Origin of the sequence: Clostridium sardiniense (assembly GCF_050584765.1) — a bacterium.
Lineage (GTDB): Bacteria > Bacillota > Clostridia > Clostridiales > Clostridiaceae > Clostridium > Clostridium sardiniense_A.
Genome location: NZ_JBNOOR010000001.1, coordinates 389,578 through 416,034 on the forward strand (window position 1 = coordinate 389,578; position 26,457 = coordinate 416,034).

At 30.3% G+C, this 26,457-nt stretch carries 27 protein-coding genes; 22 read left to right on the forward strand and 5 right to left on the reverse strand.

Annotation, left to right across the window (positions count from 1 at the left end):
* Positions 1-40: 40 nt before the first annotated feature.
* The 12 genes from ACQPUW_RS01950 to ACQPUW_RS02005 all read left to right on the forward strand — a co-directional run bounded on the left by ACQPUW_RS01950 (position 41) and on the right by ACQPUW_RS02005 (position 13,513).
* Positions 41-283: an acyl carrier protein gene (locus tag ACQPUW_RS01950; protein WP_204594743.1), complete on the forward strand. Its 243-nt coding sequence runs from the start codon at positions 41-43 to the stop codon at positions 281-283.
* The gene (locus tag ACQPUW_RS01955) at positions 280-1,770 is read left to right on the forward strand and encodes an AMP-binding protein (RefSeq protein WP_430835809.1); all 1,491 of its coding nucleotides are present in this window, start codon (positions 280-282) and stop codon (positions 1,768-1,770) included. The genes ACQPUW_RS01950 and ACQPUW_RS01955 overlap by 4 nt, the downstream gene beginning before the upstream one ends.
* Positions 1,763-2,875 (forward strand): acyl-protein synthetase, encoded by a 1,113-nt coding sequence (locus ACQPUW_RS01960; protein WP_430835810.1) that lies wholly within the window; start codon positions 1,763-1,765, stop codon positions 2,873-2,875. Before ACQPUW_RS01955 ends, ACQPUW_RS01960 begins: the two co-directional genes overlap by 8 nt.
* The gene (locus ACQPUW_RS01965) at positions 2,872-4,164 is read left to right on the forward strand and encodes an acyl-CoA reductase (RefSeq protein ID WP_430835811.1); all 1,293 of its coding nucleotides are present in this window, start codon (positions 2,872-2,874) and stop codon (positions 4,162-4,164) included. Before ACQPUW_RS01960 ends, ACQPUW_RS01965 begins: the two co-directional genes overlap by 4 nt.
* Before the next feature lie 323 nt (positions 4,165-4,487).
* Complete coding sequence (locus ACQPUW_RS01970; protein ID WP_430835812.1) at positions 4,488-5,942, forward strand: 4-hydroxyphenylacetate 3-hydroxylase family protein; 1,455 nt, start codon at positions 4,488-4,490, stop codon at positions 5,940-5,942.
* Positions 5,943-5,975: 33 nt separating this feature from the next.
* A complete protein-coding gene (locus ACQPUW_RS01975; protein WP_430835813.1) occupies positions 5,976-7,277 on the forward strand; it encodes an acetyl-CoA hydrolase/transferase family protein in 1,302 nt (433 codons plus the stop codon).
* A 131-nt stretch (positions 7,278-7,408) separates the two neighbouring features.
* Positions 7,409-8,347: a DMT family transporter gene (locus ACQPUW_RS01980; RefSeq protein WP_430835814.1), complete on the forward strand. Its 939-nt coding sequence runs from the start codon at positions 7,409-7,411 to the stop codon at positions 8,345-8,347.
* A gap of 30 nt (positions 8,348-8,377) precedes the next feature.
* Positions 8,378-9,907 carry an acetyl-CoA hydrolase/transferase family protein gene (locus tag ACQPUW_RS01985; RefSeq protein WP_430835815.1) on the forward strand — a complete coding sequence of 510 codons (1,530 nt, stop codon included), beginning with the start codon at positions 8,378-8,380 and terminating at the stop codon, positions 9,905-9,907.
* A 36-nt stretch (positions 9,908-9,943) separates the two neighbouring features.
* Positions 9,944-11,314, forward strand: a complete 1,371-nt coding sequence (locus ACQPUW_RS01990) for an aldehyde dehydrogenase family protein (RefSeq protein WP_430835816.1) — start codon at positions 9,944-9,946, stop codon at positions 11,312-11,314.
* A gap of 28 nt (positions 11,315-11,342) precedes the next feature.
* On the forward strand, positions 11,343-12,461 hold the full coding sequence (locus ACQPUW_RS01995; protein WP_430835817.1) for a 4-hydroxybutyrate dehydrogenase: 1,119 nt from the start codon (positions 11,343-11,345) through the stop codon (positions 12,459-12,461).
* Between the two features lie 116 nt (positions 12,462-12,577).
* Positions 12,578-13,213, forward strand: a complete 636-nt coding sequence (locus tag ACQPUW_RS02000) for a nitroreductase family protein (RefSeq protein ID WP_430835818.1) — start codon at positions 12,578-12,580, stop codon at positions 13,211-13,213.
* Positions 13,214-13,234: 21 nt separating this feature from the next.
* The gene (locus ACQPUW_RS02005; protein ID WP_430835819.1) at positions 13,235-13,513 is read left to right on the forward strand and encodes a NifU family protein; all 279 of its coding nucleotides are present in this window, start codon (positions 13,235-13,237) and stop codon (positions 13,511-13,513) included.
* Between the two features lie 121 nt (positions 13,514-13,634).
* Here ACQPUW_RS02005 and ACQPUW_RS02010 read toward each other — a convergent pair whose 3' ends face one another.
* Positions 13,635-14,792: an AI-2E family transporter gene (locus tag ACQPUW_RS02010; RefSeq protein ID WP_430835820.1), complete on the reverse strand. Its 1,158-nt coding sequence runs from the start codon at positions 14,790-14,792 to the stop codon at positions 13,635-13,637.
* A 184-nt stretch (positions 14,793-14,976) separates the two neighbouring features.
* On the opposite strand from ACQPUW_RS02010, the gene ACQPUW_RS02015 reads away from it, so the two are divergent.
* The 4 genes from ACQPUW_RS02015 to ACQPUW_RS02030 all read left to right on the forward strand — a co-directional run bounded on the left by ACQPUW_RS02015 (position 14,977) and on the right by ACQPUW_RS02030 (position 19,304).
* Positions 14,977-15,639, forward strand: a complete 663-nt coding sequence (locus tag ACQPUW_RS02015; protein WP_430835821.1) for a response regulator transcription factor — start codon at positions 14,977-14,979, stop codon at positions 15,637-15,639.
* Positions 15,623-17,059 carry a sensor histidine kinase gene (locus tag ACQPUW_RS02020; RefSeq protein WP_430835822.1) on the forward strand — a complete coding sequence of 479 codons (1,437 nt, stop codon included), beginning with the start codon at positions 15,623-15,625 and terminating at the stop codon, positions 17,057-17,059. Before ACQPUW_RS02015 ends, ACQPUW_RS02020 begins: the two co-directional genes overlap by 17 nt.
* An 89-nt stretch (positions 17,060-17,148) precedes the next feature.
* Positions 17,149-18,621: an ABC transporter permease gene (locus tag ACQPUW_RS02025; RefSeq protein WP_430835823.1), complete on the forward strand. Its 1,473-nt coding sequence runs from the start codon at positions 17,149-17,151 to the stop codon at positions 18,619-18,621.
* 11 nt (positions 18,622-18,632) lie between these two features.
* Entirely contained in the window at positions 18,633-19,304 is a 672-nt protein-coding gene (locus ACQPUW_RS02030; protein WP_430835824.1) for an ABC transporter ATP-binding protein, read from the forward strand.
* 64 nt (positions 19,305-19,368) lie between these two features.
* Here ACQPUW_RS02030 and ACQPUW_RS02035 read toward each other — a convergent pair whose 3' ends face one another.
* The 4 genes from ACQPUW_RS02035 to ACQPUW_RS02050 form a co-directional block, all read right to left on the reverse strand.
* Positions 19,369-19,563 carry an alpha/beta-type small acid-soluble spore protein gene (locus ACQPUW_RS02035; RefSeq protein WP_204594727.1) on the reverse strand — a complete coding sequence of 65 codons (195 nt, stop codon included), beginning with the start codon at positions 19,561-19,563 and terminating at the stop codon, positions 19,369-19,371.
* A 207-nt stretch (positions 19,564-19,770) separates the two neighbouring features.
* On the reverse strand, positions 19,771-20,739 hold the full coding sequence (locus ACQPUW_RS02040) for a P1 family peptidase (RefSeq protein ID WP_430835825.1): 969 nt from the start codon (positions 20,737-20,739) through the stop codon (positions 19,771-19,773).
* 60 nt (positions 20,740-20,799) lie between these two features.
* Positions 20,800-21,390 (reverse strand): ECF transporter S component, encoded by a 591-nt coding sequence (locus tag ACQPUW_RS02045; RefSeq protein ID WP_430835826.1) that lies wholly within the window; start codon positions 21,388-21,390, stop codon positions 20,800-20,802.
* 278 nt (positions 21,391-21,668) lie between these two features.
* Positions 21,669-21,893, reverse strand: coding sequence for a PspC domain-containing protein (locus tag ACQPUW_RS02050; protein ID WP_430835827.1), 225 nt, complete (start codon positions 21,891-21,893; stop codon positions 21,669-21,671).
* Positions 21,894-22,138: 245 nt separating this feature from the next.
* Here ACQPUW_RS02050 and ACQPUW_RS02055 point away from each other — a divergent pair, with 245 nt between their 5' ends.
* The 6 genes from ACQPUW_RS02055 to ACQPUW_RS02080 all read left to right on the forward strand — a co-directional run bounded on the left by ACQPUW_RS02055 (position 22,139) and on the right by ACQPUW_RS02080 (position 26,429).
* The gene (locus tag ACQPUW_RS02055; RefSeq protein ID WP_430835828.1) at positions 22,139-22,465 is read left to right on the forward strand and encodes a hypothetical protein; all 327 of its coding nucleotides are present in this window, start codon (positions 22,139-22,141) and stop codon (positions 22,463-22,465) included.
* A gap of 150 nt (positions 22,466-22,615) precedes the next feature.
* Complete coding sequence (locus tag ACQPUW_RS02060) at positions 22,616-22,957, forward strand: hypothetical protein (RefSeq protein WP_430835829.1); 342 nt, start codon at positions 22,616-22,618, stop codon at positions 22,955-22,957.
* A 42-nt stretch (positions 22,958-22,999) separates the two neighbouring features.
* A complete protein-coding gene (locus tag ACQPUW_RS02065; protein WP_430835830.1) occupies positions 23,000-23,278 on the forward strand; it encodes a hypothetical protein in 279 nt (92 codons plus the stop codon).
* A gap of 4 nt (positions 23,279-23,282) precedes the next feature.
* On the forward strand, positions 23,283-24,797 hold the full coding sequence (locus ACQPUW_RS02070) for an exonuclease domain-containing protein (RefSeq protein ID WP_430835831.1): 1,515 nt from the start codon (positions 23,283-23,285) through the stop codon (positions 24,795-24,797).
* A gap of 104 nt (positions 24,798-24,901) precedes the next feature.
* Complete coding sequence (locus tag ACQPUW_RS02075) at positions 24,902-25,882, forward strand: PD-(D/E)XK nuclease family protein (protein WP_430835832.1); 981 nt, start codon at positions 24,902-24,904, stop codon at positions 25,880-25,882.
* The gene (locus ACQPUW_RS02080; protein WP_430835833.1) at positions 25,863-26,429 is read left to right on the forward strand and encodes an NUDIX hydrolase; all 567 of its coding nucleotides are present in this window, start codon (positions 25,863-25,865) and stop codon (positions 26,427-26,429) included. Before ACQPUW_RS02075 ends, ACQPUW_RS02080 begins: the two co-directional genes overlap by 20 nt.
* Positions 26,430-26,457: the final 28 nt, after the last annotated feature.

Genomic DNA, 26,457 nt, shown 5'->3' on the forward strand with positions numbered 1-26,457 from the left:
AATAAGTATAAATTTAATAAACAAAATGGAGGAATTATATATGAAAAATTTAGACAAATTAAATAAAATACTTTGTGAGCTTTTTGAAATTAAGGACGTAGAAGATTTAAAGGATGAGTTAGGTCCTGATGAAATAGAGGGATGGGATTCTATGGCACATATTGAGCTAGTATTAAAGTTAGAAGAGGGATTTGATATTTCCCTTGAAGTAATAGATGTATCAAGAATGTATACTATTGGAGACATAAAGAAAATATTAGGAAAGTATGAAGTAGAATTATGATTTTTACTGATTATATTTTTGAGTATTCACATAATCTAGATGAGATAGCAGTTATTCACAATGAAAAAATAAGGTATAGAGATATATATGATGGTGTAATAAAGATACAATCCTTATTAAAAAATATAGATATAGTTAAAGGTGATACTGTTGTTTTAATTTCAGACAACTCTAGATTTTTTATTGAATCCTATTTTGGAATAATAAAAAATGGAAATGTATGTGTTCCAATAAATCCTACGTTAAAAGAAAGTGAAATAGGTTATATTATTGATACTGTAAAGCCTAAGGCTATATTTATACAAAATAAATATATGAAAAAGATAAATTGCATGGAAGATAAAGGTACATTAATTATAACTGAAGATTTTTCTGATAAGCTAGAAATTGGTACATTAGATAACTGCAATAAAAAAAAAGAAAAAGTTTCAGATGAGGATGTAGCAGTTATGATATTTACTTCAGGGTCTACATCAAAGCCTAAAGGCGTAATGTTAACTCATAAGAACTTAATTCATAATACAAACTCTATAATAGAATATTTAAAGCTTACTAAAAATGATAGGGTAGAGGTTGTGTTACCATTTTATTATTGCTATGGGACATCCCTTCTTCACACACATTTTAGAGTTTGTGGAAGCTTAGTTATAAATAATAAATTTATGTTTCCACAAGATGTTTTAGAGGATATAAATAAATATAGTTGTACAAGCATTGCGGGGGTACCAAGTACATATCAGATTTTATTAAGGATGACTGATATGAAAAATATGAAATTTAACAGCCTTAGATATATAACTCAAGCAGGAGGAATGCTTGCAAATTCTTTCATTAAAGAGCTTATAGATACCCTGCCAAACACAGATTTATATATAATGTATGGTCAAACAGAAGGGACTGCAAGACTTTCATATCTTCCACCTGAGAAGATAAAGGAAAAGCTTGGGTCTATAGGTAAAGGTATACCTGGAGTGACTATTAAAGTTGTTAATGAGAATGGAGATTGTGTAAAAGTTAATGAAGTAGGTCATCTTATTGCAAAAGGTGAAAACGTTATGAAGGGGTATTTTAATAACCCTGAAGAAACTAAAATGGTTATAAGAGATGGATGGCTTTACACTGGAGATTTAGCTCAAATTGATGAGGATGGATATATTTATATAGTAGCGAGGGAAAAAAATATAATAAAAAGTGGTGGAAATAGAATAAGTCCAAGAGAAATAGAGGATGTAATAGTTAGAATTCCTCAGGTTATAGAATGTGCTGTGGTAGGGGTAGAGGATGATCTCCTAGGAGAAGGCATTAAAGCCTTTATAGTTGTAAATGACAAGACCATAGACCATAAGTATATAATTAACTTTTGCAAGGAGAATCTCTCCAGCTTTAAGGTGCCTAAATATATAGAATTCATGGATTCACTACCAAAGAATTCTTCAGGAAAGGTTCTTTTTAAAAAGCTAAAAGAAAAGAGTGAGAGTAATGGGTAATGACAAGATTATTGATGAGATTATATTTAGGGATCAATTTTGCAAAAAGCAAAGTGATAAGGAAAAAGAACTTTTAGAAATTATCAAACCTCAACTTAAGCATAATAGAAACAATGAGAATATAAACAGTTTATACAACAAATTAAACTTAAATATAGAGAAAATAGATTCTTTAGAAGAAGTCCCCTTTATACCTGTTAATATGTTCAAGTCCTTTGATCTGAATACTTGCAATTTTAATGACGTAGTAAGAGTTCTAAATTCAAGTGCCACTACTACCGGTATACCTAGCAAAATATACATAGATAAAAAAACTTCAATAAGACAAACACAGGGCCTAATTTCTACCTTAAATAATTTTCTAGGTGGCAAAAGAAGGCCTATGTTAGTTATAGATAGTGAGGACTCTAACAAAAGAGGAGACTCAATTACAGCTAGAGGTGCCGCCATAAGGGGAGTTAGTAGTTTTGCTAGTAAAATTGTATATGCTATGGATAAATCAGGGGATGATTTAATACTAAATTTAAAAAGGATTCAAGACTTTGTAGATACTTATGGTGAAGAGGAAGTATTAATTTATGGATTTACATATATAATATGGTCAAAGTTTATAAAAGAACTAGAGAAAATAGGGATAGTATTAAATCTACCAAAATCTAAATTATTACATAGTGGCGGCTGGAAAAAGCTAATTAACAAGAAGGTTGATAAAGAGGAATTCTCTAAAGTCCTAGCTAAGCACTTAAATACTAAAGAAAATAATATAATTGATTTCTATGGAATGGTAGAGCAAGTTGGAGTTGTATTTATAGATTGTGAATGTGGTTATAAGCATGTTCCTGATTTTGCAGATGTTATCATAAGGAATATTCTTACCTTAGAAGAAGTCGAGGTAGGAAAGTCAGGATTAATAGAGGTTATAAGTATTTTAGGATCTAGCTATCCATCACAGGGAATTCTAACTGAAGATATAGGAGAATTGGTTGGAGTAGATAATTGTAAATGTGGAAGAGGCGGAAAGTACTTTAAATTTAAAGCGAGAGCTGAAAAAACTGAAACCAGAGGGTGTGGAGATACCTTTGCTGAGAGGACTGGTGACATATGATAAGATGCTATGGAATTGATGGTAAGTTTTATTGTGATGGGTTACAATATGAGGACTTTTCATGCATTGAGAAAATAATGAAGCACAATATATCCGAGCTTCAAGGAATACCTATTCAAGCAATGATTTTATTATTAGATAAGTACAGTAAAAGGTTATTAATGGCTAGGGAGTTAGCAGATATAGAAGGAGTTGCATATCTATCATTATATCTAAAAAAGAATAATTTAATTAGATTAATTAAGACAAGCTTAGGAAATTTAGAATATCTAGATAAGTTTTTGCAAGTTGAAGGTGGAAAGCTATTGAGAGCCCAAGGGAGAGGAATCACTTCCCATTGGATAGCAGGTAATGTTCCTACATTATCTATATATTCTTCTCTTCATTCATTATTATGCAGAAACAGTAATATTTTAAGGATACCTAAAGAGGTTATGAAGGATGCCATTAGATTATTTAGTTTATTAGGTGATATAGAAGTTGAGTATGATGGGAAAATATATACTGGCGTGAGTCTTCTAAAAAATATATGTCTAGTATATTTTGATAGTGATAGGAATGATTTAAATAATAAAATGTCTTTAACATCAGATGCTAGAGTTATTTGGGGTGGTGAGAGAGCAGTTAAAGAGATACTTAAGCTACAGAGGAAAACTACTTGCAAGGATTTAGTATTTGGTCCTAAATATTCATTTGCTGTATTTGACAAAGAGGCTATTGAATCACAAAAGAATAATGAGTATTTTGAAGGACTTGTAAAAGATATAATAGCTTTTAATCAAAGAGCTTGTTCTTCACCACAGGTAGTATTTCTTGAGAAGAGCTTGTGTTCCTTGGAAGAAGTAGGGGAAAAATTAGTAGAAGTCTTTGAAAGAATTAATAAAAGAGCTCCTTTAACTGATGTTTCAGAGGGGATAGCTGTAGAGATAATAAATAAACGTGGTGAATATGGATTAAGTATAGATAAGACATTAATGTGTAGTAAAGGCTTAGATTACACAATTTTAATTGATAGGGATATAAAATTAGAAGAGCCTATAGGAGGCAGAACTATATTTTTAAAAGAAGTAAATAATGTAAAGGACATAGTACCTCTCATAACACCTAGAATTCAATGCGTTGGAGTTGCCTTTGAAAATGCTGAAAAGCTAATGAACTTCTCTAATATGAGTACTGAGAAGGGCGTTGATAGAATAAATAGAATAGGTACAATGAATATTTATGATTTTCCATGGGATGGTTCACTTGTATTAAATGAGCTTGTTAGATGGTGTAGTGTTAATTATTAAACAATTTTATTGCTGTTGCATTATTGCAATTTGTTGCAATAATGCAACGATAGTATGTTGATAGGCTAATACACTTACTTATAGAGGAATAATATTGAGAAAATATTAAATTTGTTGAGATATTGCAACAAAAAATAAATTTTTATATAGATTTATGAACTCAAATTAGTTAAAAAATAAACAATCTATTCGGTGTATATAGGGTTTTAAGAAAATTTTATAAGAAATTTTATATTTTGGCATGAAGATTGCTCTATATATAGACATAACAAAAAATTAAAAATATTTAGATAATTCAAAAAATACGGAAGGAATGATTAGTAATGGCTTTAATGACAGGAGAACAGTATGTAGAAAGTCTAAGAAAACTTAAATTAAATGTCTATATGTTTGGAGAAAAAATAGAGAATGTTGTGGATAATCCAATCCTTCGACCATCTCTTAACTCAGTTAAAATGACATATGATTTAGCTCAAATGCCTGAATATGAGGATTTAATGACAGCTACTTCAAACTTAACTGGTGAAAAAGTAAATCGTTTCACACATATGCATCAAAATACAGGGGATTTAATCAAAAAAGTAAAGATGCAAAGACTTCTTGGTCAAAAGACAGCTGCATGTTTCCAAAGATGTGTTGGTATGGATGCTTTTAACGCAGAATATAGCACAACATTCGAAATAGATAAGGCTTATAAAACAGATTATTTTGAAAGATTTAAGAAATTTGCTAAATATGTTCAAGAAAACGATTTAACAGTAGATGGAGCTATGACAGATCCTAAAGGAGATAGAGGTCTATCACCAAGTAAACAATCTGATCCAGATTTATATTTAAGAGTTGTTGAAAGAAGACCTGATGGTGTTGTTGTTAGAGGAGCAAAGGCTCACCAAACTGGTATGACAAATTCTCATGAAATATTAGTAATGCCTACTATTGCAATGAGACCAGATGATAAAGATTATGCTATATCATTCTCAGTACCAACAGATACTGAAGGAATAGTAATCATAATGGGCAGACAATCATGTGACACAAGAAAACTAGAAGAAGGAGCAAATATTGATGTAGGTAACTATAACTTTGGAGGACAAGAAGCATTAGTAGTATTTGATGATGTTTTTGTTCCAAATGAGAGAATATTCTTAGATGGTGAAACTGAATTTGCTGGAATGCTAGTTGAAAGATTTGCAGGATATCACAGACAAAGTTACGGTGGATGTAAAGTTGGAGTTGGTGATGTATTAATTGGAGCTTCTGCATTAGCTGCTGATTATAACGGAGCAGCAAAAGCTTCTCATATAAAAGATAAGCTTATAGAAATGACTCATTTAAATGAAACTTTATTTGCATGTGGAATAGCTTGTTCAGCAGAAGGAGATAAGACTGAAGCAGGTAACTATTTAATAGATTTACTTCTTGCTAATGTATGTAAGCAAAATGTTACAAGATTCCCATATGAAATTGCAAGACTTGCAGAAGATATAGCAGGCGGAATAATGGTTACAATGCCTTCAGAACAAGATTTCAGAAATAAGAAGATTGGACATTATGTTGATAAATACTTAGTTGGAGTAGATTCAGTACCAACTATAGATAGAATGAAGATTTTAAGATTAATTGAAAATATTACATTAGGAACTGCAGCTGTTGGTTATAGAACTGAATCAATGCATGGAGCAGGTTCACCACAAGCTCAAAGAATAATGATAGCAAGACAATCCAACTTAGGTAAGAAGAAAAAACTTGCTAAAGCTATTGCTAGAATAGAAGATTAGTTCAGTATATAGCCAAAGGGGGAGAGATGACTAATGGAATGGAGAGAGACTTATAAGAGTAAGATTGTAACACCAGAGGAAGCAGTCTCTAAAATAAAATCTGGAGACAGAGTTGTTACAGGTCATGCTTGTGGAGAACCAGGAATTCTCCTAAAAGCTATGGTTAATAATAAAGAGCAATACAAGGATGTAGAGATAGTCCATATGGTTGCTATGGGAGGAGCTGAATATGCTCAGCCAGGAATGGAGGAGCATTTCAGACATAATGCTATATTTGTTGGAGGAAGTACTAGAGAGGCTGTTAATTCAGGAAGAGCTGATTTTACAACTTGCTTCTTTAGTGAAGTTCCCAAAATGTTTAGAGAAGGCTTTTTGCCTGTAGATGTAGCATTAGTACAGGTTAGTCCACCAGATGAAAATGGTAATTGTAGCTTTGGTGTATCAGTAGATTACACAAAGCCAGCAGCAGAATCTGCAAAGATAGTAATTGCAGAGGTTAACGATCAAATGCCAAGAACAGGTGGAGATACACTTATAAATGTAAAGGATTTAGATTATATAGTAGATACTTCATATCCTTTAATTGAGCTTCATCCACCTAAAATAGGAGATGTGGAGAGAGCTATAGGTGAAAATTGTGCATCATTAATAGATGATGGAGACACATTACAGCTGGGAATTGGAGCTATTCCTGATGCAGTTTTACTATTCTTAAAAGATAAAAAAGATCTTGGTATACACTCTGAGATGATTTCAGATGGAGTAGTAGAATTAGTAGAAGCAGGTGTAATAACAAATAAAAAGAAATCACTACATCCCGGAAAAACTGTAGTTTCATTTATTATGGGTACTAAAAAATTATATGACTACATAAATAACAATCCAGATGTGGAAATGTATCCAGTAGATTATGTAAATAATCCTGTAGTTGTAGCTAAAAATGATAATATTATTTCAATTAACTCCTGTGTTCAAGTAGATTTAATGGGACAAGTATGTTCAGAAAGCATAGGAGATAAACAAATAAGTGGAGTTGGAGGTCAAGTAGACTTTGTAAGAGGAGCAATGATGGCAAAAGGCGGTAAATCTATAATTGCTATGCCATCTACAGCAGGTAGAGGAAAAGTATCTAGAATAGTATCTAGACTAGATGATGGAGCTACTGTTACAACTTCAAGAAATGATGTTGATTATATAGTTACTGAATATGGAGTAGCAAGACTCCGTGGTAAAACATTAAGGGATAGAGCTAAGGCACTTATAAATATAGCTCACCCAGATTTTAGAACGGAATTAATAGAAAGCTTCGAAAAGAAGTTTAATACAAAATTTTAAATGATTTTTATTTGCGGAAAACTGTTAAAACATTAACAAGGCTGTTAGAAAACGTATACTTTCAATTGACATAATTGATTTGACTTTTGAGTGTTATAAATTCAGTTTAAGTTTGAAGGAGAGAAAATCTTATGAAAAAAGGGTATGTATTTATAATTTTGACTGCTTTGTTATACAGTACACAAGAAATAGCCAATAAAATGCTTATGAAAAACAACCTTGATGCGTTTCAGATAACTTTCATAATATTTTTAATAGGAGCAATATTATTAACACCATTAGCTATTAGAGATTTGAAAGCAAAAAATATAAAAATTAAAGGTAAAGATTGCGGGTATTTTGCAATAAATGCTGCATTATGTATACCAATATCAATGAGTTTATTATCCCTTGCGGGAAAATATACTCAAGCATCAACAAGTGCAGTAATATTTAGTGCTAATGCTGTCTTTACAGTACCTTTTGCATACTTGATTTTAAAGGAGAAGATAAATAAAACAACTTTAATATCTTTAATAATAAGTATTATAGGTGTTGTTGTAATCTTTAATCCAAGTAAAATTATTCAAGGGGCTAAAGGGGGAACAGATTTAATAGGAATATGTCTTGCTTTAGGATCTGCGATAGCTTGGTCACTATTTACAGTAATAAGTAAGATGAAGATAGCAAAATATGGTGGGTACATATTTAACTGCTTTGTATTCTATTTTGGAGCAGCAATGGTGCTAGCTATATTGATAGCTACAGGAAAACCTATATTCTCAGGAATAGATCTTCAAAGTATGGTAGTACTATTATACATGGGAATTTTTATCAAGGCATTTGGATATATATTCTACCTTGGAGCTATAAAGCTAACATCAGCCGTTACAGCATCAATGGTTTTCTTAATAAAACCAGCACTAGCGACAATATTAGCAGTTATGATTCTTGGAGAAGAAATTCTTCCATCCATGATAATTGGTATAGGACTTATCATAATTGGTTCATACATCAGCTTTAGCGCGAAGAAATCAGAAGAAAAGGCTAAATCAGCTATGGTAGGTGAATTAGAAAGACAAAGTATATAGAGAAGTCTATGAGAGAAAGAGATGATACAAATGACTAATAAGGAAAGAATTAGGAATAAGGAACTCTTGAATAAAGTTGTATCCGCTGAGGATGCAATAAGTTATATAAAAGATGGAATGGTCATAGGGGCAAGTGGTTTTACACCATCAGGATATCCAAAGGTAGTACCACTTACACTAGCGGAAAAGGTAAAGAGAACAGGGGAAAAAATGAAGTTAACCCTATACTCTGGTGCATCATTAGGTCCAGAAGTTGATGGTGCATGGGCTGAGGCTGGAATAATAGCTAAAAGATTGCCATATCAAACAAATTCTGCATTAAGAAATGAAATTAATGCAGGTAATATAGAGTATTTAGATATGCATCTAAGTCATTCAACACAATATTTAAATTGTGGAGTTCTTCCAAAGGTAGACGTAGCTATTGTAGAGGCATTAGCAATTACTGAAGATGGAGATATCATCCCAACAACAGCAGTTGGAAATACTCCAGCATTTATAGAGAGTGCAGATAAGGTAATTGTTGAAATTAATACATCTAAACCAATGGAGCTAGAAGGAATGGCAGATATATATGTTAATGAAAATCCGCCATATAGAAAACCTATTCCTATAAATAAAACAGGGGATAGAATAGGGAAACCTTACATAAAATGTGGATTAGATAAGATAGTAGCAATAGTACAAACTGATATGAAAGATAAGTCAAGACCTCTTACTGAACCAGATGAAGTTTCAAGAAAAATATCAGATAATATACTAAAGTTTTTTAGAAAAGAAGTTAAGGAAGGAAGACTTCCAGAAAATTTACTTCCACTACAATCAGGGGTAGGAAGTGTTGCTAATGCTGTACTTTATGGTTTATGTGAATCTGAGTTTAAAGGACTTACATGCTATACAGAAGTTGTACAAGATTCAATGCTAGATCTATTAAGATGTGGTAAGGCTGATATTGTATCTACAACTGCTATTAGCCCTTCACCAGAAGGATTTGAAAAATTCTTAAAAGAGATAGATTTCTTTAAGGATAAGATAATATTAAGACCGCAAGAGATTAGTAATAATCCAGAAGTAGCTAGAAGACTTGGAGTTATTGCTATGAATACAGCTTTAGAGGCAGATATTTATGGTAATGTAAATTCTACTCATATAATGGGTTCTAAAATGATGAATGGAATAGGTGGTTCAGGGGATTTTGCTAGAAATGGTTATATAACAATATTCTCAACAGCCTCAACAGCAAAAAAAGGAGCTATATCATCAATTGTTCCTATGGTATCTCATGTGGATCATACAGAGCACGATGTAATGGTTTTAATAACTGAACAAGGAATTGCAGATTTAAGAGGACTTAGTCCAAAGGAGAGAGCATTAGCAATCATTAATAATTGCGCTCATCCAGACTATAGACCAATGTTATTAGATTATTATAATAGAGCAAATGAAAAAGGTGCAAAGCATACTCCACACATACTAGAAGAAGCACTATCATGGCATTCTAGATTTATGGATACAGGTAGTATGAAGATAACTGAAGAAGAAGAGTACATGGAAGCTTAATAAAATAAATTAAAATGAATTTTAGGAGGAATTATTATGGATAACAAACAATTAATCGAAGAAATGGTAGAAAAGGCAAAGGTTGCACAAGCTGAATTAGCTACATACTCTCAAGAGGAGTTAGATGCTATAGTTAAGGTTATAGGAAAAACTGTTTATGATAATGCTGAAGAATTAGCTAAAATGGCTGTTGAAGAAACAAGAATGGGAGTATATGAAGATAAAGTAGCTAAAAACAAAGGGAAATCTAAGACTATATGGAACAACTTGAAAGATAAAAAGACTGTTGGTATCATAGAAAGAGATGCAAAAAAAGCTCTTACTATGGTTGCTAAACCAGTAGGAGTTGTAGGAGCAGTAACACCAACTACTAATCCAATAGTTACTCCAATGTGTAACTCAATGTTTGCAGTTAAAGGTGGAAATGCAATAATAGTAGCACCTCATCCAAGATCACAAAAATGCAGTGCTTATACAGTAGACTTAATAAAGAAAGCACTAAAAGATCAAGGCGTTAGATGTCCAGAAAATGCTATCCAAATAATCAGAGATTCATCTATAGAAAAGACTAATGAACTTATGAAGGCAGTAGATGTTGTTATTGCTACAGGCGGAATGGGAGTAGTTAAAGCTGCTTACTCAAGCGGAAAACCTTCTTATGGAGTTGGTGCAGGAAATGTACAAGTTATTCTTGATAGAGATATAGATTTTGTAGATGCTACTGCAAAAATAATAGCTGGAAGAAAATTTGATAACGGAATAATATGTTCTGGAGAGCAAACAATAATAGCACCTGCTGATAAGTATGATGAAGTTATAAAGGCTGCAGTTTCAAATGGAGCTTACTATATAGAAGATCCAAAAGTTGTAGATAAATTCAGAAAATCAATCTTTGTTAATGGACATATAAATAAGGATGTTGTTGGACAATCAGTACAAAAGGTTGCAGAACTTGCAGGAGTTGAAGTTCCAGAAGCAACTAAGGTTATCTTATTAAAGGCTGAGGGAATTGGAGCAGAGGATGATTTATGTAAGGAAAAAATGTGTCCTGTAATGGCTTCATTTAAATATGACACATTTGATGATGCTATAAAGATTGCACAAACTAATCTTGACTTAGAAGGAAAAGGACACTCAGCTGCTATTCACTCTAATAGCCCAGAGAATATAGATAAGGCAGGAATTAACCTAACAGTAAGTAGATTAGTTGTTAATGCACCATCATCAACAACAGCTGGAGGATCTTTAACTAATGGATTTGCACCAACTACAACATTAGGATGTGGAACTTGGGGTAACAATGCAATATCAGAAAACCTTGATTACAAGCATTTAATAAACGTATCAAGAATTGGAAGAGTTATTGAAGATGCTAAAGTTCCAACTGATGAGGAGATTTGGGCATAATAAACTAAATATTAAGGGGGTCTCAAACATGAGAGCACTAAAAGTTCAACCTGAAATTCATAAATTTGATACTTTTGAAGAATTCGCAAAAGAGTTTAATATAGGTGAGGGAGATTTAATTCTTACAAATGAATTTCTTTATACACCATTTATGCAAGATCTTAATTTAAAAGCAGATGCTATATTCCAAGAAAGATTTGGACTTGGAGAACCATCTGATGAAATGATAAATGCAATAATGGAAGAAATGAGAGGTAAGAACTATAATAGAATAATTGCTATTGGTGGAGGAAGTATAATAGATATCTCTAAACTTCTAGCACTTAAGGATGAGGGAGATTGTGTTAAGTTATTTGAAAAAACTGTGCCAATAGTTAAGGAAAAAGAGTTAATAATTGTTCCAACAACTTGTGGTACTGGTAGTGAAGTTACTAACATATCTATCTCAGAAATAAAATCAAAGCATACTAAAATGGGACTTGCAACAGATGAGTTATATCCAGAATATGCTGTATTAATTCCAGAACTTGTTAAGGGACTTCCATTTAAATTCTTCGTAACAAGTTCAATAGATGCTTTAATTCATGCTATTGAGTCATATGTGTCACCAAAGTCTAATCCTTACACTGAAATATTCAGTGTTAAGGCAATAGATCTTATTATAAAAGGATATAAAGAAATAATAAAATATGGTGAAGCTTATAGAACAGAAATAATAGAGGATTTTGTTATTGGAAGTAACTATGCTGGTATAGCATTTGGAAATACAGGGGTCGGAGCTGTTCACGCATTATCTTATCCTTTAGGTGGAGTTTATCATGTTCCTCATGGTGAAGCTAACTACCAATTCTTTGTTGAGGTATTTAGAACATATAACAAGAAGAATCCAGATGGAAAAATTAAAGAGGTGAATAAAGTTTTAGCAAATGCACTAGGTGTTAGTGAGGATGCTGATGTATATGCTGAACTTGCAAAGCTTCTTGATAAATTATTAGAAAGAAAACCTCTTAAGGAATATGGAATGAAGGAAGAAGAAATAGAAAGTTTTACAGACAATGTTATAGCAGGTCAACAAAGACTTTTAGCAAATAATTATGTACCACTTTCTAGAGATGAAATTCGCGATATATATAAGAGTTTATATTAAATTATTGGAGGACTTCTCAAGAGTGAGAAGTCCTTTTTGATAAATAATTATATTTCTTTATTTATTTAATTAGGTTAAAATAAAACTATGAAATGGTATACAATAAGGAGGTTTTTATGGATAATAATTACATATATAATAGGCATAGCGTTAGAAAATTTAAGGATGAGAAAATTTCAATAGAGGCTTTAAAAGAAATAATTAAAGCTGGCTCCTATGCTCCTTCAGGGAAGAATAGTCAAAATTGGCACTTTGTAATATTAAGGGGAAAAGATCAAGTTGATAAGATAGCTAGTGCTATTGAAAAGAAAAATAAAGCGATATGTGACAAAATCCCTGATGAAACTATTAAGAATAAATTCTTAAATGGTATAAAATATCAGTTAACTTTTAAGAGTGCGCAAACATTGATATTAGTATATGCTAGGAAGTACATTCCAACAGGATATGAAGAACTAAAATTAAGTGGCGCCCCTGAGGAGGAAATCAAAGATTTATGGAATACTGCCCCTGGAATACAAGGAGTATCTGCTGCTTTAGAAAATATAATGCTTACAGCAGCAAATATGGGATATGGAACATGTTGGATAACAGGTCCAGATTATGCAGCCAAGGAGATAAATGAAGTTATAGGCTTTGAAAAAGAAGATTATTCATTGATAGCAATGACGCCAATTGGAGTTCCTTTAAGCACTGATTTTAAGAGACCACCAAGAAAGCCTTTAGAAGAAATAATGACAATAATAGAGTAATTGAGTAGGAGAGTTTATAGTATGTACGATAGAGTTAATAGTATAATCAATGAAAAGGTAAGACCGGCTCTTAAAGAGCATAATGGTGATATAGAATTAATAGATGTTAAAGAGGGTGTAGTTACTGTTAAATTACTAGGTCAATGTAGTGGATGTCCATCTGCTAAGTTTACACTTGAACATGTAGTTCAGACCACATTACAGAATGAAGTTCCTGAGATAAAAGAGGTTATAGCAACTCATGAAGTTAGTGAGGAGCTTTTGGACATGGCTAGAAAAATACTTAATAAGAATAAATAATTAATTAATATATATTTCTAGAGAGTTAGATATCTAAAGACTAAACTTGAATAAAAAGTTTAAGAAAAAATGCATTAAAATAGAGTAGTTACAAATTGATTTTTGTAACTACTCTATTTTTTTATTTATTATCTATATCTTCAAAGGTAAGCCCTTTATTATATATTCTTTTATTTGTATTCTCTCTAAGAAGTTTATATATAACTGCAAATAGAGGAATACCAAGAAGTAATCCTAAGAATCCAAGTAAACTTCCACCAACAAGCATTGCAAACATTACCCAAATTGCAGATAGTCCTATAGAATTTCCAACAACTTTTGGATAAATTAGATTCCCTTCAAATTGTTGAAGAACAATTATAAATATTACAAATATAATTGCTTTTATTGGATTTATTATAAGTATTATAAGAGCTGATGGTATTGTACCTATAAATGCTCCGAAGATAGGGATTAAACTTGTAACACCAACTATAAATCCTATTAAAAGAGCATAAGGTAGTCTTAATATAAGCATACCAATACAGCAAAGAGTTCCGATTATAACTGCTTCAGTACATTGCCCTCCAATAAATCTTTGGAAGGTTTCATTTGCTACACGTCCAACTTTAAGTATTTTATTTGCATGTCTTTTCTTAAGATGTGCATATAGGAACTTTTTACATTGGAAGATAAGGAGTTCTTTACTAGCTAACATATAAATAGCAAAAACTATTGATAAGAAGAAATTAATTACTCCTGATGTTATACTAACAGTTAAATTAAATATATGATTTATAGTAAATCCTAAGAATTGACTAGCAAAGCCAAAAATATCTTTCCAAGCATTCATTATATCAGCCCATATTTTATCAAAGCCTGCAATAGAGCCCAGGTTATTAGTAACTAACTCTTCAAAAGATTTAACATATGCTGGAACGCTATCAATAAGTGTTGAAACGCTACTTACAAGTTGAGGGATAATAAATGTTATTAAAGTAGCTAATAAGCCAACAACAAGTAAAAGTGTGACTACAATAGAAACTGGTCTTTTAAAGGATTTTAAAAATGGAAACTTTTTTGAATTATCCATAAAAAAGAATACTTTATTTTCTAGAAGCCTCATTGGAATATTTAAAACAAAAGCTATTCCAATAGCAGTTAGGAATGGACTAAGAATTCCAAGTATCTTCCCAAGGAATGTCCAAACCGTTGATATATTTAAAACTACATATGCTAAAACTATTATATATGTAGAAAGTAAAATATAAGGCTTTAACTTGGTATTAATATTTTTCAAAAAAAGACCCCCTTATTATTTGTTAAAGATATATATATAGTATCCTTAACTAGTATAAGAGTTATTATACATCGTTAGGAGTTTTATAACAATATATTGAGATAAGTTATTTCAATGTGAAATCTATGTGAAATTTAATAAATATATATAAGATAATGATAAAATTAATAAAAAGGAGGGTACTATGAAAAAGATATTAGTTGTGGAAGATGATATAAAAATAAATGAACTTATTATTGAATTTTTAAAAAGTGAGGGGTATGAGGTAGATAGATCCTTTGATGGGTTATCTGGATATTCAAAATTTAAAGAGGATAACTATGATCTAGTAATATTAGATATAATGATGCCGAAGCTTGATGGATATGGGTTATGTAATCTAATTAGAGAGGAAAGCGATGTTCCAATAATATTTTTAACAGCTCTTAGCGAAGCAGAAGATGAGATAAAAGGATTCGATTCTATGGCAGATGATTATATAACTAAGCCCTTTTCTTTTAATGTTTTAATTAAGAGGGTAGAGGCTGTACTTAGAAGAAGTGAGAAAGCAAATGATTTAAAAGATGAATTATTCTTTGGAAATTTATATATAAATTTAAATACATATAAGGTTTATATTGATAATAAAGAAGTAGAATTTACTCTTAAGGAATTTAATATACTTAATCTCCTTATAGAGTTTTATCCTAATGTAGTTTCAAGAGAGATATTGATGGATAAGGTATGGGGATATGATTATTATGGAGATATGAGGGTAATTGATGCTCATATTAAGAATATAAGAAAAAAGATAAGTTATGATTATATAGGGACAGTAAAGGGTGTTGGATATGTACTTAAAGAATAAATGGGAGAAGATAGGGATTAAGAAAAAACTATTTATAATATCTAGCACAGTAGTTTTAATAACATCAATAGTTATATATAGTATATTATTTTTAATTGTTCCAATGATATATTTAGATATAAAAGAGAGTAATGTTAAAAACTCAACAAATGAGTTAATTAAAACATTAGAAAGTAAAAATGATAATAATATTGATTATACAGAGGTCTTAGATAAATATTCTTATGATAATGGAGGTATGGTTTTAATAACAACTCTTTATGGAGATACTGTATATTCTTCAAATAGAATTTTTGGAAAGCCACCTAAAGAAGATGTAAGAAAAGATATTTTGTTTAATGAAAAGTTTAATGAGCAAAATGATATAAAAGTTAGTAAGCAGTTTTATTTTAAAGATATAGGGAGAGAGTGCATAATTACAACAAATGTTCCAATTAAATTTTTAAATGATATGAGAAGGGTAATGATTAGGCTATTGCCTGCTATAATTTTAATAACAATAGGAATAGGAGTTTTATCTCAGTATATATATTCCGTTGTAATTAGTAAGCCTTTGCTTAAAATTAATAGTGTTGCTAAGAAAATCTCTAAATTAAACTTTAATGAAAAGCTTCCTTATGAAGGAAAGGATGAAATTGCAGAATTATCAAATAGCATAAATTCTATAAGTAGTAACCTTGAAGAGACAATATTTAGTCTTAAAGAAGCTAATGAGAAACTTGTAAGTGATATCGAGAAGGAAAAGTTACAAGATAAGAGAAGAAGAGATTTTATAAAAGCAATTTCTCATGAACTTAAAACACCTATAACAGTTATAAATGGTCAAATAGAAGGAATGATTTATGAAATAGGACCTTATAAGGATAGAGATAAATATTTAAGAGAAAGCTTAGAGAGTGTATCGGACCTTAGAACATTAGTTTCAGAGATAATAAATCTTGCAAAATATGAAGAGAGTATAGATTTAAATTACGAAGAGTTTGTATTAAATGATTTAATAATTGATATTATTTCAGGATATGAATACTTTAAAAGTGAGAGAAATTTAAATATAAAGTTAAATGAAGATGGAAAGCTTAAAATAAGAGGAGATAAAAATATAATAAGAAAGGTTATATCAAATCTTATTAATAACAGCTTAAAATACTCATTAGAGAATAAAGACATAGAAGTAGATATAAATAAGAATGGAAGAGTTCAAATAATAAATTATACAAACAATATAGATAATATAGAAAAGGATCTTTTATTTAAAGCCTTCTATAGGGCAGAGAAATCTAGAAATAAAGAAACAGGCGGTAGTGGACTTGGCTTATATATAGTAAAAACTCTTCTAGATACTCATGGAGATATTAATTATGGCATAGATATACAAGGAGAAAAATTTAAGTTTTTCTTAGATTTTAAAAATAAACAATAAACTTCACATAGAATTCATGTTGACTTCACTTTACTTACAGTTTGGTACTTTAAGATAAGTACATAACTTGCAAAGAGAGAGGGGAAAACATGAATTTTTTATTTAGAGGATTTTTAAGTGTGAAAGAAAGAATTGGAAAGTCGGCAATATTATTTTTAGTTATGACATCTATTTGTGTATTTGTATTAGCAGGATTTTCAATTCAAAGTGCTACAGAGAAAGCAGGTGTCCTTGCAAGACAAAAGCTTGGTGCAACAGTTACTCTATCTCCTAATATGGAGAAGATTAAGGAGAAGATGAGAGAAGAAGGAGGAGAGAAGGGCTTTAAATTAGAGAGAACGCCAATATCATTGGAGGATGTAGATAAGGTTTTAACATTAAGTAATATAAGTAGTTATAACGTAACTTCATCTACTGAAGGTGTTGCTGATGGTTTTAGTCCAATAACTAGTACAGAATCAAATAACAATGAAGAACAAGGATTTATGAAGGATACTAATAGAGAAAGTAGAGTAATGGGAGATATTACTTTAGACGGTATTTTAAATTTAAAAGATGTAAGCGCGTTTATAAATGAGGAGGATACTTTAGTTGATGGAAGTGGCATTACTAGTGATGATAAGGATAAAAACGTTGCTGTCATTGAGAAGACACTAGCAGATCAAAATAGCTTAAAAGTAGGAGACAAAATAAAGGTTAAGTCTACTCAAGATAGTACAAAAACAGTGGAACTTAAGATAATTGGTATATATCAAAATAGCTCAGAAATATCAGAAGGAGCTATGAGAAATGAAGCAATGAATCCATATAATAAAATTTATGTGCCATATACAGTTTCTAATACTTTAAAAGGAACAGATTATAAAAATAAAGTTGATAGTGCACAGTTTTACTTAAATGATCCTATAAATGTAGAGTCATTCTTAGAAGAAGGCAAAAAGCTTGATATAGACTTTAACACATATACTTTAGATGCGAATAGTAGGGCTTATGAATCAATGATGGGACCTATAGAAAATATAGCATCATTTGCTAAGATGACAGTAATTATTGTATCAATTGCTGGAGCTGTTATATTAGGGCTTATAATTATGCTCTCAATAAAAGAAAGAAGAAATGAAATTGGTATTCTGTTATCTCTAGGAGAGAAGAAGCTTAAGATAATAGCACAATTTGGAGTTGAGATACTTATTATATTAGCATTAGCCTTTGGAACATCAGCTGTACTTGGTAATTCTATAAGTAAAGAAATTGGTAATGTACTACTTGCTAAGGAAACTTCAGTTGAACAGAATAGCAATTATGGTATGCCAGGAATGCAAGGGATGCAAGGAGTTCCAGATATGAGTGCACATGGAGGAAGTGATATGAGCGGAAGAGGAGAAGGGAGATTTAATAAATCTAAAGTAGAGACAATAGATTCATTAGATGTTAGTGTTTCAGCAGAAGACTATGCAAAAATGTGCGGACTTGCAATACTAATATCATTTATAGGTGTTATGATTCCTTCAATTGGAATAATGAGATTACAACCCAAAGAAATTTTAAGTAAGCATGATTAGAGGTGAAGTAAATGAATGATGAAAAGATATTAGAATTAAAAAACGTATCATATTGGTATGATAATGATAACAAAATAATAGAAGATTTAAGTGTAAATTTTGAGAACGGGAAATTTTATACTGTAATTGGGCCATCAGGAAGTGGAAAAACTACATTTTTATCTCTTATATCCGGTTTAGATAAGAGTAAAGATGGTGAAATATTATACAAGGATAAAAGTATAAAGAAAATAGGTCTTACTAATTATAGAAATAAGTATGTGTCAATCATATTCCAAGGCTATAATTTACTTACCTATATGACTGCGCTACAAAATGTAATTTCAGCTATTTCTATAAAAGGGTTAAAGGTTGATAATAAGAAGGAAAGAGCTTTAGACATGTTAAAGAAGGTAGGTCTTACAGAGGAACAAGCAAATCAAAAGGTATTAACTCTTAGTGGAGGGCAGCAGCAAAGGGTGGCAATTGCAAGAGCATTAGTTTCAGAAACAGGAGTAATAATTGCTGATGAGCCAACAGGTAACTTAGATGAAAAAACATCAAATGATATAATTAAATTATTTAGAGATATCGTAGAAGAAGAAAATAAATGCTTAATTATGGTTACTCATAATAACGATATTGCTAAAAATTCAGATGAAACATATAAATTGTCTGATAAGAAGTTAATAAAAATATTATAATTAACAATAAAAATAAAAAAATGGTAGAAAATTAATTCTACCATTTTTTATTTAAATTAAGAGATTATTTGATTTTGTTTTCGTATTGTTCTACCATTCTCTTAACCATTTCTCCACCAACGCTTCCGCATTGTTTTGAAGATAAGTCTCCGTTGTAGTCAGTGAATGGAACTCCCATTTCATTAGCTACTTCATTTCTGAATTTTGCTAATCCTTCTTTAGCTTCTGGAACTAATTTTGTTGATGAACTTCTTCCCATGGTTCATTCCTCCTTATATCTTATAAATATTTCGTAAAGTTTGTTTGTTTTACTTTACACTCATAGTTTGTGTCCTTTTAGTTTTTATAAACTATAATATTATAACCAATATTGGAAGGTAATTAGACATAAGGAAAAAATGTGTATATAAATACTTATAATAAAACAGGAACCTTCTTAGTATTTACTTACAGATGTACTATTATTCTATTTTTTTAAATCATTAAAAGATATAACTCCATTCAAAGTATTTGCTTCTTTTACAGCTCTTAAGATGGCTTTTTCCATAACATTAGCTGCAATCATACCAACTGTTGTTACATCAGATTCTACTTTATTAGTCGCCATAGTAAATATTGTATCACCATCAAACATTGTATGAGCAGGTCTCATGGTTCTTGCAAATCCATTATGAGCCATTGAAGAAATCTTTTTTGCTTGAGCTTTTGTAAACTTAGCATTAGTTACTATTAATCCAATAGTAGTGTTACCTTTAAAAGGATCGCTTGGTGCTTTTATATTATTTATTAAAATTTCTTCGCTATTTAAAAATTCATTATTTTCTTTATTTAAAGCTCCTGCAATAATTTTTAAATTTTTAGGATCAACAACATCACCTAAACAATTTACAGCAACTATAGCACCAACTTTAAGATCTCCAACTTGGACTGCATAAGTTCCAAGGCCACCTTTCATAGCTGTTTGAGGTCCAAGTATTTTCCCTACAGTTGCTCCATATCCAGCACCTATATTACCATTTATATCACCATTATAATCTTCACTATTTAAGCAAGCTTCATATCCCATTTCTTTATTAGGACGTATAGTTGGATCACCAAAAGCTAAATCAAAAAGTACTGCTGAACATACTATAGGAACTTTAGCAACCTTAACATCAAAGCCAACTTCTTTTTCTTCAAGATATTTCATAACCCCAGATGCAGCATCAAGGCCAAAGGCACTTCCTCCAGATAGAATAACTGCATGAATTTTTTCAATCATCTCAGATGGATCTAAAAGATCAGTTTCACGAGTTCCAGGTGCACCACCGCGCACATCAACTCCTCCTGTTGCTCCTTCTTCACATATAACTACAGAGCATCCAGTACATCCTTCTTCATTTTGTGCATGACCAAGTTTTATATTATCTATATCAGTAAATTTTATTTCTTTCATAAATTTAAAACCTCCATTATATATTAAAAGCTCCTATAAAAATATAGGAGCGTGAATTTATTATTTTTTAATCTTTCTAAGTGTAGCAACTACTGGTATTGTAATTACGGCTGATAATATGGCCTCTGGAATACCATTTGTAACTCCAACAGTTGCAAGTGCTGCTCCTGTTGCAGAAGGTGCTATACCTAAAGCTTGTGAATATTTGTCTAAGTAAAAAATATAAGTGAATCCTAAAACACCTACAGTATTAGTTAGTGTTGCAAGTACTGCAGCGATACCTATTGGTAATGATTCTTTCTTAAATTTGTTTTTTAATAGTCTATAAACATAGTAAGCAACAAATGCTATTAAAACTCTTGGAACAATTGCAACTATTGGATTATAGAATATAAATGATGTTGGCATTGGAGCTGTAAATGCTTGATACATTGAAAATAATCCAAACACTCCTCCTACTAATGCCCCTACGATAGGTCCTTCAATTATGGCACCAATTATAACTGGAATATGCATTATGGTTGCCTTCATGAATGGAAGTGGAATAAATCCAAGTCCTGTTAACCCCATAAATATTGATATACCTGATAGCATACCTACAATTACCATTTGGCGAAGACCTAAAACTTTTTTTGTTGTACTTCTTTCCATTTTGTAACCTCCGTTCTTATTCCCCCATTTAGGATATAATTCGGCAAAAAACAATTTGTAAATTTTTGAATTTTGCGTTCAGTTTCTATAAAAGAATACCGACAGTTTATATTTTACAATGAAGTATATATGGTTGCAATAGATATTGTTAAAAATTTATCGATATATTTTTGTCGAAAAAGAGAGATTGGGGAAATAAGTAGTTTTACTCATAGAAAGTAATTATATTTAAAAAATTCTGATAATTTAGTTTAATAAAAAAGATCAATTTCTTGACCTTAAGATTTTGTAAAATCATTATTGTTATTATTTATTACATCTTCTTTATTAGGAATTATGAATATGCAGGCTATATAACCGAAGATAGCAGTACCGCAAGAAATGAAAGCTAAGACAACCCATAAAAGTCTTATTATCGTTACATCTACATTAAGGTATTCAGATAATCCTTGGCATATACCACTTATTTTACCGTGGCCTGGAACTTTGTATAATCTTTTCATTTATAGTATTCCTCCAATAAATATTTATAAAAATTGAATTAAGATAAAGTTAGTATATGCTACTTTAATTAACATTACAATAAGATGATTTTGAAAAAATACAATATTTAGTATTTTTTAAGATTTGATAGAGTTTATAAGGAAATTTTAAGATTTACATCTTGTAACATAGATATTAGTAACAAATATTTATTTTTAGAATAACATATAAATGAAATGCTAAATTTTTATGAGGTGAAAAGTTTATGTCATTACCTAAGGTACCAGATTTAAATCCGCAAGTAGATTTTGATAGAGAAAAAGCATTAAATCTAATGCTTGCTTCAATTGGGATGGAAGAGATTGGACTAAGTCATATAATTAATGTAGAAGGGGAGAAGATACAATATTTATTAGGTACATTATTAGATGGAGATGGAAATCCTATAGCACAGCCTAGAGGAGTTAGAGTTGAAGATTTGTTAAATACTAATAAAGCATTAAACTTAACTCTTAAAAATGTACTAAGAAATCAATTATTATTACAACTTAAATTAGAAGAGTTAAAAGAGTTTTTACCAGAAAAAATATAAAATAAATAAGTTATATTTATATAATTAACATTAAATAGAACATAATAACATTTTAAAAAGTGAGGGCTTATATTCCTCGCTTTTTATTTATAATAAATAGGAATTATTATGAAAAGTAAAATATATAAATATATTAGGAGGTGAAGTGATATGTCTATGCCTAATATACCGAACATGAATCCACAAATTAATATAAGCACAGAAGAAGCATTAAATATGCTTATAGCATCAGTTGCTATGGAAGATATGGGACTTAGCAATATAATCAATGTCCAAGCAGAGAAGATGCAATATATCTTAGAAACATTAAAAGAAGAAAAAAGGGAGACTTCTGGCTTTACTCTAAAAGATATAAATGATCTAAATAAATCTTTAGATAAGACATTAAGAAATGTAATTAGTAATCAAATGTTACTTCAATTTAAGTTGCAGGATATTTTAGAGATGTACTCTAAAGTATATCCTGTGGAAGAAGAGACTTTACTGGATTAAGGACTTAAGAAGTATATTAATAATTTAACAGAAGGTGAGAATGTGAATTCTATAGATAATGACAATAAAAATAAATTAGAAGAGCTATATAAAAGTTCAATTAGTGAAGATTCTATGCTAGAACTTTTAAGGTTAGAAATAGAGAAGATAAAAATATCTATTAAGATGTTAGAGGAGAATTCAGAAGTTAGTGGGGAAATGACATTAGATATATTTAAAGAATGTAATAAAATAATAGATTCATTAATAATGTATGAGTGGATAAGATTTAAAAAAAATGAGGCTATAAGAGAAGCCTTTATAAATAATAAAAGGATGTGAATAAATGAAAAAATGTTCTGTTTGTTCTAAAAGGGGATGGTTTTTAAAATTAAAGAACAATCTTTGTGAAGAATGTAATAGAAGATTGTTAGATTTAGAAGAAGAAGGCGAGAGCGTAATAGAGAAAATTAATAACAAAGAAATAGAAAAAGAGGAGATAAATGAAGCAGAAGAGGTATTTAGAGGATTAAAGATATTTTTAAAAAGCGGCGCGAAGGTAAATATCGATATAAACAAAGAGATAAATATTATTAAAAGATATAAAAAGAATATTGAGGCCAAGGAAAAAGAATTAGAAGAGATTAAGAAACAAGAGATAGAAAGACGAGAGATAGAAAGAAAAGAGATGGAAAGAAAAGAGATAGAAAGACAAGAGGTCGAAATACAAGAGATAGAAATACAAAAGAGCAACGAAGAAGAAATAAAAATGAATAAAGAAATAGTAGAAAAAAATGTAGAAGATAATGAAGAGAGTATGGAAAAGACACTTGATGAGTTGAAAGAAGCTGGTAATATTAATGAGAAAGAGTTAGAGGATGAAGAGAAAGATGATAGGGAAGAGGTAAAAGATAGGGAAGTAATAAAAGATAGAGAAGTAATAGAGGAGAATAACGAGGAAGAGAATTGTAAGGAAGTAGCAGAATGTATTGAAGATAAAAAAGATTACGAAGAAGAGAGAATAATAAATGATAAAAGAATGATAGAAATGAGTAGAATTTTAAACTTTAAAAATGAGCTATCTATTATGGAAAGTGAAATAAACGATTTAAAGAATAAAATCGATAACAAGAATATATCTATACGTAATTTATCAGAAAGGCTATTTAAAATTAAAGATATATATCTTCTAAGGATTAAAGAAATATCTAATGAGGGAGTTAATTCATTAACCTTAAATTATAGGGATATTAATAGATACGTAGAAGAGAAAATTAGGACATTAGAGTCTATAACAATGAGAAGTGAACGGGAGATAAGGGATTCTTATAATTACTGTGCTATATGTATACAGACAACAGGTAAGTTTTCAAATAATAACTCAATTATAGAGATAGCAGCAGTTAAGGTATCTTATGGAAGGATAATTAAAACATTCCAAACATATATAAACCCTGAAAAGGTGTTACAAGAAAATGTTGAAGCAGAAACTGGTATAACTAACAAAATGTTAGAAGGAAAACCTAGTATAAGAAATATTATGCCGCAATTTTTAAATTTCATTGGAAGTGATAGATTAGTTGGCTATAATATGGGGTATCACTCAAGGTTTATAAAGGAAGAGTATAGTAAAATATATGGAAGAGTATTCTTTAATCAAGAGTTATGTGTTATGAAATTATATAGGCAAAAATATAAGGAGCGTTTTGGAGTAAAGGCAGAGGATACAAGTATAGAAGCTTGCATAGAACGTGTATTAAGTAAGGAACCTAATAAGATTTTATATGCATATGATTCAAAAGCATTAAGTACAGCTATGGCTGTTTATAAGATTTATGAGAATTTAAAAAGTGGATTTTAGTAATAAGGCTCTTTAGAAATTAGAAATTTTCTAGAGGGCCTTATTTTATTAAAGTTTTTCAAGGAGTATAATAATTAATATATAAAGTAATAATGGAGGAAAATATGAGGAAAGAAAGGTTCTTAGTTAAAGAGTATCCAGAAAAATCATGGAGCATTTCGAGGATAAAGAGTATAAAGTCTTGTCTAAGAGAATATTATTACACTTATTATGGTTCTCATAGGGGATGGGAGCCGGAGGTATCATTAGAAAGAAAAAGAACTTGGAGACTAAAAAAGCTAACTAATATATGGATAGCTTTTGGGGATATAATTCATGAAGGAATAAAAGGCATAGTTAAATATAAAATCAATAATAAAGATAGTGAGATAGATGTAGATAAGTTTAAATCTTTTGTAAGGCTTAAATTAAATAATATAGTTAGAAAAAGTAGTAGAAAGGGAAGTAAACTTCAGTGGGATGAGTACCCAAATGGACAGATGTTACAGGAGTATTATTATGAGGGTAAATTAGATTCAGAGGATATAAATGAAGTAAAAGAAAGAATAGAACAATGTGTAGAAAACTTCTTTGAGAGTAAGACGTTTTTTGATATACAAAAAGGAAACTTCTTAAAAGTACTGGAAGTTGATGAAGGGAATTTTGACTATATATTTATAAATGGAGTTAAGGTTTTTGCACTAATAGATATGCTTTATATTGATGATAAAGGAAATTGTATTATAGTAGACTGGAAGAGTGGTAAACAAAATGAAGATAATAAAGAACAGTTATTAGTATATGCCCTTTATGTAATGGAAAAGTATAAAATTCCTGTTGAAAATATAAGAGGAAGAATAGAGTATTTATTTACAGGGGAGAATTATGAGTTTGAAATTGCAAATGAAGAAATTGAAGAGATAAAGTTAAGAGTAGAACAAGAGATTAATGTTATAGATGCCATGCTTTCTGATAAAGAGCTTAACAAACCAAAGGATAAAGAGATGTTTATAATGCGAGATGAAGATTATAAATGCAATAAATGTAAGTATAAAATATTATGTGAAGAAGAAAGAGGAGAGAGTGATGAAAATACTTGGAATTAAAAAACAAACAAATAATAAATATCTAAACATGTATGAATTAGATCTTGAGAATAAAAAGGGGAATCCTAAAAAATATTTTCTTGCCAGTAGAAGAGATGAAGAAGAACTTGCTTGCAAGACTAAGGATCACACAAAGGCTGATGGAGTTATGATAATTCCAATAACTAAAGAAGGAGAAGTAGTTTTAATTAAACAATTTAGACCTGTAATTGATGATTATATATATGAACTTCCAGCTGGTATTATAGATCCAGGAGAAGATATGGAAGAGGCAGCGAAGAGAGAACTTTTTGAAGAGACAGGGCTTACTGCTACAAGTTATGAAGTATTTCTAAAACCAAGCTATACATCTGTTGGTATGACTGATGAAACAACAGCTATTGTAAAGATGGAAGTGTGTGGAGAAATAAGTACAGCTAATATAGAAGAGGATGAAGAAATAGAAGTTATTAAGCTAAAAATAGAAGATTGCAAGGAATTTGTAAAAAATAATAATATATCAATAAAGGGTGGAATAATATTAAATTTAATAGCTAATGGAATATAGGATGTAAAGAAAAAGAGAGTACTTATAT